At 68.7% G+C, this 13,435-nt stretch carries 9 protein-coding genes and 1 pseudogene; 7 read left to right on the forward strand and 3 right to left on the reverse strand.

Features of this window, described 5'->3' with window-relative positions; all coding sequences use genetic code 11:
- Positions 1–84: pseudogene (locus ASD38_RS25125) on the forward strand (hypothetical protein); the annotation flags it as partial.
- A gap of 311 nt (positions 85–395) precedes the next feature.
- Here ASD38_RS25125 and ASD38_RS12620 read toward each other — a convergent pair.
- The 3 genes from ASD38_RS12620 to ASD38_RS12630 form a co-directional block, all read right to left on the reverse strand.
- Complete coding sequence (locus ASD38_RS12620; RefSeq protein ID WP_056460412.1) at positions 396–863, reverse strand: SRPBCC domain-containing protein; 468 nt, start codon at positions 861–863, stop codon at positions 396–398.
- A gap of 161 nt (positions 864–1,024) precedes the next feature.
- Complete coding sequence (locus ASD38_RS12625) at positions 1,025–1,810, reverse strand: EcsC family protein (protein WP_235523830.1); 786 nt, start codon at positions 1,808–1,810, stop codon at positions 1,025–1,027.
- Entirely contained in the window at positions 1,803–2,141 is a 339-nt protein-coding gene (locus ASD38_RS12630; protein WP_056460413.1) for a hypothetical protein, read from the reverse strand. Before ASD38_RS12630 ends, ASD38_RS12625 begins: the two co-directional genes overlap by 8 nt.
- A 411-nt stretch (positions 2,142–2,552) precedes the next feature.
- On the opposite strand from ASD38_RS12630, the gene hdaA reads away from it, so the two are divergent.
- The 6 genes from hdaA (at position 2,553) to ASD38_RS12660 (ending at position 13,435) form a co-directional block, all read left to right on the forward strand.
- Positions 2,553–3,260: a DnaA regulatory inactivator HdaA gene (hdaA, locus tag ASD38_RS12635; RefSeq protein ID WP_056460415.1), complete on the forward strand. Its 708-nt coding sequence runs from the start codon at positions 2,553–2,555 to the stop codon at positions 3,258–3,260.
- 309 nt (positions 3,261–3,569) lie between these two features.
- Positions 3,570–5,801 carry an RNA degradosome polyphosphate kinase gene (locus ASD38_RS12640; RefSeq protein WP_056436788.1) on the forward strand — a complete coding sequence of 744 codons (2,232 nt, stop codon included), beginning with the start codon at positions 3,570–3,572 and terminating at the stop codon, positions 5,799–5,801.
- Entirely contained in the window at positions 5,798–6,238 is a 441-nt protein-coding gene (locus ASD38_RS12645; protein WP_056436785.1) for a hypothetical protein, read from the forward strand. The genes ASD38_RS12640 and ASD38_RS12645 overlap by 4 nt, the downstream gene beginning before the upstream one ends.
- A 70-nt stretch (positions 6,239–6,308) precedes the next feature.
- Positions 6,309–7,796 carry a Ppx/GppA phosphatase family protein gene (locus ASD38_RS12650; RefSeq protein WP_056460417.1) on the forward strand — a complete coding sequence of 496 codons (1,488 nt, stop codon included), beginning with the start codon at positions 6,309–6,311 and terminating at the stop codon, positions 7,794–7,796.
- A 328-nt stretch (positions 7,797–8,124) separates the two neighbouring features.
- Positions 8,125–11,052, forward strand: a complete 2,928-nt coding sequence (locus tag ASD38_RS12655; RefSeq protein WP_056436820.1) for a TonB-dependent receptor plug domain-containing protein — start codon at positions 8,125–8,127, stop codon at positions 11,050–11,052.
- Positions 11,053–11,359: 307 nt separating this feature from the next.
- Positions 11,360–13,435, forward strand: a complete 2,076-nt coding sequence (locus ASD38_RS12660; protein ID WP_056460419.1) for a hybrid sensor histidine kinase/response regulator — start codon at positions 11,360–11,362, stop codon at positions 13,433–13,435.

A 13,435-nucleotide genomic window follows, 5' to 3' on the forward strand; every position in this document is an offset into this window, starting at 1 on the left:
GCCGCCGACAGAGCTTCCCGCTCGATCGCCCCCCGCCGCCGCATCGGTCGCTGGCCATGCGCCCTTTCCATGCGGCGAGGTGGGTCAAGGATACGGGCGTCTGGAAAGGGGGAGGACCAAATCGGGTCGAGAAAGTTTATCGCGTTGAAATCTCGGGGGTTTGTTGGCTATGCGCAGAGCGTAAGTCAGCCAACCGGGGACATGCTCTCACGGCAGGGCCTCGGCAGATCGCCCCACGACCGCTGGGTGAGTGCGTGTCCCCAACGTCATCCATGGCGTCAAACCTCGATCCTGGATGACGACCAGGCTCAGCGGATGACGTTGGGGACACGCACCCACCCTGACCGCCCTGCGAACTTCGCCGGCGCCTCGTCGTGAGAGCATGTCCCCGGGGCCTATCCCCCAAACCACCCCGCCAGCTTCTTCAAGCTCTCCTTCGACCCCGCCTCGTTGTCGGCCGGCCGCAGCCCCGGCGGCAGGTTCTTCGACACGAAGGTCACCCGCGTTCCGCCCGGCGCGGGCTCCAGAGACACGGTGATGGTCATCTCGGCCTGCAGCGCCGGGTCGTCGGTGTCGAACAGCACCGCCCAGACCACCCGCCGCCCCGGCGCGAGGGCCGCGAAGCGCACGCGGGTGCGATCCTCGCGGGCGGCGGTCTTGCCGACGTGTTCGGTCTCGCCTTCGGGATAGTAGAGCGACATCTCGAACCCGCCGCCCACCCGGCCGTCGAAGGCGTGCATCCGGCCGGTCATGTCGCCGGGCGGCAGCCATTGCTCCAGGGCCTTGGGGTCCATCAGGGCGTTCCAGACGGCGTCGGGAGCGGCGGGGATCAGGCGGCTGGCGCGGGTGGTGGGTGCGGGCATGGGCGCGATCCTACACCGACGAAGCAAGCCGGGGACATGCTCTCACGGCAAGGCCTTTGCCAATCCATCCGCGAGCGTGGGATGAGTGCGTGTCCCCAACGGCATCCACGGCGTCATGGGGCCTCGGCGCCAAACTCAGCGGATCAGTTGGGGACACGCACTCACGGCGTGCTCTCTGCAATCTGGCCGGAGCCGGGGTGTGAGTGCATGTCCCCCGCCAGCCACCGCATCCGGTACGCCATCATCGCCGTCTTCCCCAGGTGCGCCGTCAGCCGCCAGTTGACCACGGCCCCGACCGGCGCGCCGACCACGGGCAGCAGCTGGGCCAGCTTGGCCAGGTCGATGTGGTCGCGATACTGTTGCTGGAACGACCGCCAATCGAAATCCTTCAGGTCGGCGGGATGGGGCCGCGAGTCCCAGTCGTCCATGGCCTCCAGCACCTTGACGCGATGTTCGACGTCCGAGAAGGCCAGCTCGAAGATGTGCAGGATGTAGAGCCGCTCGCTCAGCGCGCTGCCGTCATGGCCGTAGAGGGCGGCGATCTCGAACAGCAGCTTCAGCTTGAAGCTCATCAGCAGCGGGAAGTCGGCCGCCGCCAGCAGGAACCCGCCCGCCCCGGCCACCCCGCCTTCGGCCCCGGCGGCCGTCTTCCAGCCCTGGATCGCGGTCTCCACCTTGGCTTCGCGCTGCTCCAGCGTGGCGCCCCGCAGCGGCGAGGCCGTGGCGAAGTCGGCCCCGGTCAGGATCGCCCGGGTCATGCCCTCCATGGCGGCGGTGATCGCGGCGTGGACCTTCTCGGGAATGATCGTGTTGATCTTGCGCTGCACGGCGCGGGAGGTCTTGCCGAACACCCCGGCGGGCTTGGTGATGCGGGCGCGCCAGGCGGCGAGCTCGGAAGCGAGGTCGGGGGCGGCGGGCGGGCTCTCCAGGCGCTCGGCGTCAGACACGAGCGTCGTCCAGGGCGCGCGTCAGCTCCAGGGCGCGAGCGGCCGTGCGCCGGATGAAGACCCAGTCCTCCCCCTGCGCCAGGGCGAGCGGCGACCAGAGCGCCGCCTTCCCCGTGTCGCTCATCATCGACAGCCGCTCGTTCAGTGCACGGAGGGCCGCGTCGAGGCTCGCCTGGCCCATGGGATGAGCGTAGCGGAACGCGTCGTCGAACTGCAGGGCCAGTTCATCCGCCGTCTCGCCCACGCCCAGGGCGGCCAGATAGGCCAGCTGCTCGTCCGGCGCCAGGGCCAGGGGTTCGAGCGCGGCGATCAGGGTGGCGGTGCGGTTCATCGGGATCCATCTCGTCGGAGGGGGACCCTAGCGGCTTGTGGGGCTCAGCGCATCCGTCGTGGAGGGTTCATTTCGCGGTGCGGCGAGGTGGTGACGAGGTTGCTCGCCACAACACCACCACATCCGTCATTCCCGCCCTTGTGGCGGGAACCCCTCCGTCGGCCGCAGGTGCGGGGGTGTGGCGCGCTGGCGCGCCATTGCATTTCACGTGCGGGCTGAACCAGGGGTTCCCGCCACAAGGGCGGGAATGACGGATGGTGGGAAGGCGGGAGGCGTTGGGGCAGAGAGAACGCTTCCGCCCATCCACACCTCTCCCTCCCTCATCCCCAGCCAACCCGCCCCACGCCCTCGCCCTCCTCCGCGACGCGGCCTATATCTCCGGTAACAGAGTAAACCGCCCCGGACGCCGCCTTGCCCCGTCAGTTCCGATTGTCGCTGACCGCCCCGCCCCGCTGGGACCGGGAGTCGTTCGCGTCGTCGCCGACCAACCTCGAGGCGCTGGACAGCCTGGACGCCTGGCCGGCCTGGCCCGACGGGCGGCTGGCCCTGGTCGGGCCGGCGGGAACGGGCAAGACGCACCTGGCGCGCGACTGGGCGGCGCGGACCGGGGCCGTGACGATCGAGGCGGCTTCCACGGGTAACGCGCCGCTGGATCTGGCCTCGCTGCGCGGCCGGCCGCTGCTGGTCGAGGACGCCGACCGCCGGTCCGAGGGCGACCTGGTCGACGACGAGACCCTGTTCCACCTGATCAACATGGCCGGGGTCGACGGCGGCAGCCTGCTGCTGACCGGCCGCCTGGCCCCGGTGGCCTGGGCGGCGGCGGTGCCCGACCTGCGCTCGCGGCTCAACGCCCTGACCGTGGCCCGGATCGAGGCGCCCGACGACGTGGTGCTGCAGGCGGTGCTGAGGCGCGGCTTCGAGGCCGCGGGCATCCGCCCGGCGAGCGACCTCTATCCCTATCTGATGGCCAGGCTGCCCCGCTCGGCGCCGGCGGCCCTGGCGGCGGTGGCGGCCCTGGACGAGGCGTCCATCGACCAGGGGCGCGAGGTCAACAAGGCCCTGGCCCTGGCGGTGCTGGATTTCGGGGATTCCGAAGACGACGAGGATGAAGAGGGTTAGTCCGGGCTCGGTGCGTGGTCCTCGTCCTTCGACAAGCTCAGGATGAGGACCATTCATGAGGCTCGGCGCTAAAAAACCCTCATCCTGAGCTTGTCGAAGGACGAGGTTTTCGCCCCGGTCGTCTAGCCGTCCAGATCCCCGACCGCGCTACGCTCTTGCGGGATGACGATGTTTTCCCACGGCAAAACTTTAGGAACATCTTCCCGCTTAAGCTTGGCGCGCCGTGTTCCGAAGGGGGCGGCGGGGGCTGTTTGTCTTGCTCCTGTCACCACCCTCGTTCACTCTGAACACGGTAAACCGGAGTTCCGCATGTCTGACGTCGCCACCGCCCTCGACCTGCCCGCCGCGCCCTCGCCGGCCGCGCCGGACCTGGCGGGCCTGCGGCTGGACGACGAGCTGCTGGCCTCGCCGGAGCGGTTCTTCAACCGGGAAACCTCGTGGCTGGCCTTCAACCAGCGGGTGCTGGAGGAGAGCGCCAATCCGCGCCACCCGCTGCTGGAGCGGCTGCGGTTCCTGTCGATCAGCGCCAACAACCTCGACGAATTCTACATGGTCCGGGTGGCCGGCCTGAAGGGCCAGGTGCGCGAGGGCGTGCGGGTGGTCAGCCAGGACGGGCTGACGCCGGGCGAGCAGCTGACGCGGATCAACGCCTCGGCCGCCGAGCTGATGGCCGAGCAGCAGCGGATCTGGAGCGGCGTGCGGACCGAGCTGTGGGGCGAGGGCCTCAAGCTGCTGGACGCCAAGGACATCGTCGGCCCCGACCGCGAGCGGGCCGAGGAGATCTTCCTGAGCCGGATGTTCCCGGTGCTGACGCCGCTGGCGATCGATCCGGCCCACCCGTTCCCGTTCATCCCGAACCTGGGCTTCTGCCTGGCGCTGAAGCTGCGCCGCATCGCCGACGACAAGCACCTGTATGCCCTGGTGCCGGTGCCCAGCCAGGTGCAGCGGTTCTGGGAGCTGTCCCAGGCGCCGTCCAAGACCACGCGCAAGCGCGAGCGGCGGATCGTGGCGCTGGAAAGCTTCATCATTCTGTTCCTCGACCACCTGTTCCCCGGCTACGAGGTCGAGGGCCGGGGCCTGTTCCGCCTGATCCGCGACAGCGACCTGGAGATCGAGGAAGAGGCCGAGGACCTGGTGCGCGAGTTCGAGGCGCGGCTGAAGAAGCGTCGCCTGGGCCGGGTGGTGCGGGTCAAGATCCAGACCACCATGCCCGAGGACCTGCGCGAGTTCATCATCGAGGGCCTGCGCGCCCAGCCCGAGGACGTGGTGCTGGTCGACGGCAAGCTGGGCCTGGCCCAGATGGCCGAGCTGATCCCGCCCGACCGCCCGGACCTGAAGTTCAAGCCCTACAACGCCCGCTTCCCCGAGCGCGTGCGCGACCACGGCGGCGACTGCTTCGCGGCGATCCGCGAGAAGGACATCCTGGTCCACCACCCGTTCGAGAGCTTCGACGTGGTGGTGCAGTTCATCCGCCAGGCGGCCCGCGACCCCAACGTGCTGGCGATCAAGCAGACCCTGTACCGGACGTCCAAGGACAGTCCGATCGTCGCGGCCCTGATCGAGGCGGCCGACAACGGCAAGAACGTCACCGCCCTGGTGGAGATCAAGGCGCGGTTCGACGAGGAGAATAACCTGAAGTGGGCCCGCGACCTGGAGCGCGCCGGCGTCCACGTGGTGTTCGGCTTCGTCGACTGGAAGACCCACGCCAAGCTGTCGGTGGTGGTGCGGCGCGAGGGCGAGGCCCTGCGCACCTACTGCCACTTCGGCACCGGGAATTATCACCCGCAGACGGCCCGGGTTTATACCGATCTGAGCCTGTTCACCTGCGACCCGGCCCTGGGCCGCGACGGCGGCAAGCTGTTCAACTTCATCACCGGCTACGCCCAGCCGCATGGGCTGGAGAAGCTGTCGTTCTCGCCCGAGACGCTGAAGCCGGACCTGCTGAAGATGATCGCGGCCGAGGCCCGCAACGCCCGCGAGGGGCGGCCGGCGGCGATCTGGGCCAAGATGAACGCCGTGGTCGACCCGCAGATCATCGACGCCCTCTACAGCGCCAGCCAGGACGGCGTGCAGATCGACCTGGTGGTGCGCGGCATCTGCTGCCTGCGCCCGGGCATCAAGGGCCTGTCGGAGAACATCCGCGTCAAGTCGATCGTCGGGCGGTTCCTGGAGCACGCCCGCGTGGTGGCTTTCGCCAACGGCGGGGTCATGCCCGGCCCGCAGACCCGGGTGTTCATCAGCTCGGCCGACTGGATGCCGCGCAACCTGGACCGTCGGGTCGAAAGCCTGGTCCCGGTCGAGAACCCCACGGTGCACCAGCAGGTGCTCAACCAGATCATGGTCGCCAATCTCAACGACGAGGCCCAGAGCTGGAACCTCGACTCCGAGGGTCACTACGCCCGCGACCCGGCCTGGGACCGCAAGGGCGCCTTCTCGGCCCACGAATACTTCATGACCAATCCCAGCCTGTCGGGCCGGGGCCACAAGGTCAAAGACCTGCCGCAGGCCTTCGACCACGTCGGGCCTCGCAAACGCGGGTGAGGCGGGCCTTCATCGTTCTGGCGGCGCTGGGCCTGACCGCCTGCGGCCCGCGCCCGGCCCAGCAGGCCGAGATCTGCGCGATCTTCGCCCTGCCCGGGGTTCCCGGCGACACCCAGCTGGGCGATGCGGGCGACCTGGCCTGGGCCAAGGCGCACGAACGCGCGCTGTTCAAGTCCGGCGTGATCTACGGCCCGCCCTGGCAGGTGATGGGCCACGGCCGCTCCTGGGGCCGCTGCCCGGTGCGGCCCAAGCCGGTCGAGCACCTGCTGATCAGCCCCGACGGCGGCTACGCCATGACCAAGGGCGGACGCCGGGCGAACGGCCATCCCGTCAGCTTCGGCGCCTGCTACTACGAGAAGGACCCGACGGGCTGGCGTCTGCGCGCCTGCCGGCGGACGCTGAACGATCCCGTGCCGCTGGTCCCCTTCAAGCGTTGACCCGCGGCGCGCGGAAGCTTTATTCCGCGCGCCACCTTCCCCTCGCCGCCCAATGCGCTAAACCCTCCCCATGCCTTTTGCGGCGCCGCGCGACGCGGCCGTTATCGATATCGGCTCGAACTCGGTCCGCCTGGTGGTGTACCGGTTGGAAGGCCGCGCCATCTGGACCGTCTTCAACGAGAAGGTCCTGGCGGGCTTGGGCCGGGACCTGGGCGACGGCGGCAATCTGAACCCCGAGGGCGTGGCCCAGACCCTGGCGGCGCTCAAGCGCTTCCGCGCCGTGCTGGAGGCCGTCAAGCCCGCCGAGACCTTCATCGCCGCCACCGCCGCCGTGCGCGAGGCCAAGGACGGGGCGGCCTTCGTGCGGCAGATCCTGGCCGAGACCGGCTTCGCCACCCGCGTCCTGTCGGGCGAGGAGGAGGCCCGCTACGCCGCCGTCGGCGTGCTGGCCGGCACGCCCGACGCCACCGGCGTGGTCGGCGACATGGGCGGCGCCAGCCTGGAGCTGATCCGGCTGGAGGCCACAGGCGCGGGCCTGGGCGTCACCCTGCCGCTCGGCCCCTTCAGCCTGGGGGCCTCGGACGGCTTTGACCTGGAGAAGGTGCGGCGGCTCTGCGCCCAGCGCCTGGCCCCGGTGTCTGAGGCCTTCAAGACCGACGTCTTCCACGCGGTCGGCGGCGCCTGGCGCAATCTGGCCCTGCTGCACATGCGCCTGAGCGGCTATCCGCTGCACGTGGTCCACCAGTACAACATCAGCCGCGCCGAGGCCCTGGAGGCCGCCCGCCTGGTCGCCCATCAGTCGAAGAGCTCGCTCGAGCGCATCGAGGGCATGAGCAAGAAGCGCTCGGAGACCCTGCCCTACGCCGCCGTGGTGCTGGAGCAGCTGATCGAGAGCCTGGACCTCAAGCGCATCGAGATCTCGGCCTACGGCGTGCGCGAGGGGTTGCTGTTCGAGGCCATGCCGCCCGGCGTGCGCCGACTGGATCCTTTGATCGAGGGCTGCGCCTCGCTGGGCGCGCGGCAGGGCGTGGCCGACGAACTGGGCGCGGCGCTCGACACCTGGCTCGCCCCGGCCCTGAGCCAGCTGCCGCCCTGCTTCGGCGAGCGCGACAAGGTGCTGGTCGCCGCCGCCTGCCGCCTGGCCGACCTGGGCGCGCGGCTGCACCCCGACCATCGCGCCGATCTGGTGTTCGAGCAGGTGCTGCGCGCGCCGATCGCCGGCCAGACCCATCCCGAGCGCGCCTTCCTGGCCGCCGCCTCCTTCGCCCGCCACGCCACGGCCTTCGATCCGCCGGAGATGGAGGTGCTGGAACGCCTGCTCTCGCCCGCCCGGCTGAGACGGGCCCGGGCCGTCGGGGCCGCCATCCGCCTGGGCTGCGATCTGTCGGGCCGCAGCGCCCCGCTCTTGGCCCGCTCGCGACTCGTCATCGACCGCGGCGACCTGCTGCTGACCGCCGAACCGGGCTACGCCGACCTGCTTCTAGGCGAACAAACCGCCAAAAGAGCGGGCGCCCTGGCCACGATCCTGGGCCTGAAGCTCAAAATTACGGCGCTGTGACAATTCGCCAGCGGAAGTCCCCAGGGTTGTGGAAATTCGACGCCAGGGCGAAAACTATCGATTAGCGCGATTGCACGCATCGAAAAACGGCGACGACCACTCGCCAACGTTGTGAAATAAAGTTGCCGAATTGTGTCAAAAGCGCCACGTTACATTTCATTAATGCAATGCACATTGACCGATCATCCCATCCGTCGGTAGCCGTGCTGTAACCGCACTCAGAAAATCTGGGCCGCCGGTCATCAAAGCGCCGTCGGACGGCGCTCAAAACATTGGGGACTACATCTTGATCACTAAACCCATGCGCGCGCGCCTGATGGCGTCGACGATGATCTGCAGCGCCGCTGCCGCTCTCCTCGGCGCCAGCCAGGCTGCTGCCCAAACCGCGCCGTCCGCGCCGGCCGATCAGACCCAAGTCGAGGAAATCGTCGTCACCGGCTCGCTGTTCCGCCGCACCGACACCGAGACCCCCTCCCCGGTCACCGTGCTGACCTCCGAGAACCTGAACCGCGCCGGCATCTCGACCGCTTCGGACGCCATTCGCTCGATCTCGGCCGACGGCGCCGGTTCGATCGGCACCGGTTTCCAGAGCGGCTTCAGCGCCGGCGGCTCGGCCGTCTCGCTGCGCGGCCTGGGCGTCTCCTCGACCCTGGTGCTGGTCGACGGCCTGCGCTCGACCAATTTCCCGATCAACGACGACGGCCACAACGCCTATGTCGACCTGAACTCCATTCCGTTCAGCCTGATCGACAGCATTGAAGTCCTGAAGGACGGCGCCTCGTCGTCGTACGGCGCCGACGCCATCGGCGGCGTGGTGAACCTGAAGCTGAGGAAGCAGTTCGCCGGCGTCAGGGGCAGCGCCGAGTTCGGTCAGAGCGACCGCAGCGACGCCGAACACCAGCGCGCCGACATCACCCTGGGCTACGGCGATTACGCCGAGACCGGCTGGAACGTCTACGTCAACGCCGAGTACCAAAAGGACGGTCGCGTCTCGAACCACAGCCGCGGCTTCCCCTACAATACCCAGGACCTGAGCTCGATCGGCGGTCTGGACCAAAACACCGCCGACTCGTCGATGACCACGCCCACGCCGAACGCGATCGTCACCCGCGTCAGCCAATCGGACCTGAACAACCCGCTGGCGGGCAAGGCCGGCTCGCCGCTGACCACCCAGTACCAGTCGCTGAACCTGAACTGCGCCAACGGCACCTTCACGCAGGTCAGCGCGACCGCCAACGGCACCGGCTGTAAGTGGGATCTGGTCGACTACTATCGTCAGATCGCGCCGCTGCAGAAGCGCTACGCCTTCAACGGCCGCCTGAGCATGCGCCTGAATGAGAACGTCGAGGCCTACGCCACCGGCAGCTACTCGAACAGCTATGTCAGCATCAAGGGCACGCCGGCCGCTATCCGCGCCACCCAGCCCTTTGGTGGTTCGCCGAGCGTGGCTTCGAGCAATCCGGGCATCGTGCTTCCGGTGTGGATCTGTACGGCCGGCGCCAACTGCGCTGACCCTACGGCTCCCGGTCGTCGCCTGAACCCGAACAACCCGTTCGCCGCCGCTTACGCCGCTGATCCGTCCAACGGCGCGGCCCGCATCTACTACCTGTTCGGCGACATCCCCGCCGGCAGCGAGCGCACCAACGAAGTCATCCGCGGTACGTTCGGCTTCAAGGGCAGCTTCGGTGACGACTGGAACTGGAGCGTGGACGCCGCCGGCGCCCGCGACAACCTGAAGATCACGCAACACGGCCTCCTGAACATCGCGGGCCTGGCGAGCGCGATCAACACCGGCTCGTACAACTTCGTCGATCCGTCGCAGAACACCTCGGCGGTCCGCAATGCCGTGGCCCCGGACAGGACGACCCCGTCGCACTCGTCGATGATGTCGTTGGACGGCCTGATCACCAAGTCGCTCTGGGCTCTGCCCGGCGGCGATCTGCAGGTCGGCGTCGGCGCCCAGATCCGCAAGGAAGTCCTGGAAAACAACAACCAGAACGTCCGTCTGGACACCTACGGCCTGACCACGGCTTCGGCCTTCGGCAAGCACACGGTCAAGGCCGCGTTCTTCGAAGTGGCCGCTCCGGTCCTCGATCAGCTCGAAGTCAACGTGTCGGGCCGTTATGACGACTATTCGGAGGGCTTCAGCCACTTCTCCCCGAAGGTCGGCGTCAAATACACCCCGATCAAGCAGCTGGCGTTCCGCGGCACCTTCTCTGAAGGCTTCCGTGCGCCCACCTTCGCTGAATCGGGCCCGCGCTCGCAGTACGCCGGTTTCGTGACCACCCAGCCGCCGGCCAACTTCGTGACGGCGCACGGCGGGGCGTCCAACCCCTACTCGCAGTCCTACAGCATGGGTCGCGGCGTCGCCGGCAACCCGAACCTGAAGCCGGAAATCTCGCATAGCTTCACGATCGGCGCCATCGCCGAGCCGACCCGTTGGCTCAGCATGACGGTCGACTACTACCAAGTGAAGAAGGACGACCTGATCACCTCGGGTCCGAAGATCGCCGAGGCCCGCGACGCCTACTACGCCCAGACCACCCAAGCCGCCGGCTGCGCCGCCGTCGCGGCCGTCGGCGCGGGTTACTCGTGCAACCTGGTCGACGCCGTCGACCCGCTGTTCCCGAACGCCCAACCGCGTGTGCTGATCATCAACGTCCCGTATGTGAACGCGAACTCCGCGCAAACCGCGGGCGTCGATTTCTCGGCCACGGCCAAGATTCCGGTCACCGACACCCTGCACTGGACCAGCCGCGTGGAAGTCACCCACCTGCTGAAGTACGACCTGCACACCGACGACGGCAAAGTGCAGAAGTACGCCGGCACCCTGGGCCCGTACGACCTGTCGTCGGGCAACGGCAGCCCGGACTGGAAGGGCAACTGGCAGAACACGCTGGACTTCGATCGCTACACCGTGTCGGCCACGGCCTACTACGTCGGTTCGATCAAGTCGGTCGCCGCCGACACCAACGGCAGCACGGAATGCTCTCCGGGCAACCCGTACGGCGCCGCGGCCAACCCGGCGGTCGCCAACAAGTTCTGTAAGATCAAGAGCTTCATCAACGTCGACCTGAACGGCACGATGCAACTGAACGACGGCATCCAGCTGTACGGCAACATCGGCAACGTGTTCGACCAGAACGCGCCGATCGCGCCGGGCGCCTATGCCAGCGCGCCGAACTTCCTGACCACCTTCCACTATGCCGGCCTGATCGGCCGGACGTTCAAGGTGGGCGTCCGCTTCCAGTACTAATCTCGAAGCGATCGTCGCGAGACAGGGGCCGGTTCCGAAAGGAGCCGGCCCTTTCTTTTTTGGCTCGCGCCGCTTGGCTCCGGGCCAGTCCCGCGACACGCCGCCGCGCCGAACGTCACTCGATGAAGTACGGTTTGTTAGCCACGGGCGAGGCAAGCTCCACCGCATCAACGGGAGCAGGCCACGCCGTCGAGAAACTGGAACGCGTTTCATCAACCGGCGTTACGCACGGCGCGCGACCTTTACTGTTTCCAAACGCGCGCGTGCAATTGGGGGCTATGGGCAGGGGGATGACATCTTGAGCGGCATGCCGGCGGGACGCCGCGCGGTGCGCAGCCTGCTGATCCTGGGGGCGATCGTCGTGGCGATCGTCGTCCTGGGCGGCTGCGCCCTGCTGGCCTACGCCGCCGTGGCCGTCGACCGCCTCCAGACGCGCGAGGAGCACGTCGTCGTCGAGCAGACCCTCGAGCGGTCCCTGGACCGGCTGGACAGCGACGTCGCCGCCGCCGCGGTCTGGGACCAGGCTTTCGAGACGATCCGTCCGGGCGTGGATCCGGTGTGGATGGATGTCGAAATGGGCTCCTACTACGCCAATAACCGAGGCGACGACCTCGCCGTCGTGCTGGATTCCGGGAACCGTCCCTTCTACGCCTGGGCGGAAAACGCGCGCGCGACGCCCGAGAGCCAGGCGGGGATGGTGGCCGCCGTCGCGCCCTTGATCGCCGAGGTGCGCCGCCAGGAGACCGCGGCGACCAAGCTTCCCAGGCCGACCGACCCGAACGTCGCGACCATCGCCGAGACCGCTCATGGGGTCGTCCAGGTGGATGGGCGGATCTATCTGGTCGCCCTGTCGACGGTCGCTCCGGAGAAGGCCGCGCGGCCACGCGGCAAGGCCCCCGCGATGATCGTGATCTGCGCCCAGCGGGTCGATCGCCACCTGCTGCCCGCCCTGGCCGACGAGATGCGCATTCGCGAACCTCGGCTCGTGGCCGCCAGATCCGCGGAATCGGCGGCGATCGCTCTGCGCGACGCCGACGGCAAGATCTTGAGCTGGCTGACCTGGTCGCCCAAGCAGCCGGGCCTGGACGCCGTCCGCCAGGCCGCGCCCCTGGTCCTGCCCGGCGTCCTGCTGCTGGTCGCCGCCGGCGTCGCCTTGGTCCTGCGCATCCGCCGGGTGCTTCGCGAGCTGGACGCCTCGGAGGCCGGCGAGAAGGCGGCCCTGGACGAGGTGGTCAAGGCTCGCGACCGGGCCCAGAGCGCCAATCTCGCCAAGTCGCAATTCCTGGCCAATATGAGCCACGAGATCCGCACGCCCCTGAATGGCGTGTTGGGCATGGCCCAGGTGATGGAGCAGAGCGGGCTGGGCTCGCCCCATCGCGAGCATCTGAAGATCATCCGCGACAGCGGCGAGACCCTGCTGGCCATCCTCAATGACGTGCTGGACCTGTCGAAGATCGAGTCGGGCCGTTTCGAGCTCGACGACCACGTGTTCGACCTGGCGCAGACGGTCGCCGCCGCCTGCCGGCCCTTCGCCCTGCTGGCCGGCCAGAAGGACGTGGCGTTCGTCACCGAGATCGCGCCCGACGCCGCGGGAGCCTGGTGCGGCGACAGCGTGCGTTTGCGCCAGGTGCTGTCGAACCTGGCGTCCAACGCCGTGAAGTTCACGCCAGAGGGGCGGATCCGGCTGAGCGTGGAGGCGTGTCCCGAGGGGCTGTCCTTCACCCTGGCCGACACCGGCATCGGCATCGCGCCCGAGCGGATCGCCGCCCTGTTCGAGAAGTTCGTCCAGGCCGACAGCTCGACCACCCGCCGGTTCGGCGGCACGGGCCTGGGCCTGGCGATCTCCCGCGAGCTGGTCGAGCGAATGGGCGGAACCCTGCGCATGGACAGCGCCCCGGGCAAGGGGTCGACCTTCAGCTTCCGCCTGCCGTTCGTGCGGGCCGACGCGGCGGACTATCTGGACCCCGCGCCCGGCGAGGGCGACATCCGGTCCCTGCGGATCCTGGCGGCGGAGGACAACGCCACCAACCAGTTCATCCTGCGCGCCCTGCTCGAGCCGGCCGGCGTCGACCTGCACACCGTGGCCAACGGCCGAGAGGCGCTGGATGCCTTCCACGCCGACGATTTCGACCTGATCCTGATGGACGTGCAGATGCCGGTGATGAACGGCATCGAGGCCACCCGGGCGATCCGCCAGCGCGAAAACGCCCACAGCCTCTCCCCGACCCCGATCCTGGCCCTGTCGGCCAATGTCATGAGCCACCAGGTGGCCGAATACGCCCTGGCCGGCATGGACGGCGTCGTGGCCAAGCCGCTCGACGCCGGCAAGCTGATCGAGGCCATCGCCGCGGCGATGGAGCGCGGGACCGTGGGCACGGCGTAA

The organism is Caulobacter sp. Root487D2Y, from assembly GCF_001427165.1.
Taxonomy (GTDB): Bacteria; Pseudomonadota; Alphaproteobacteria; order Caulobacterales; family Caulobacteraceae; genus Caulobacter.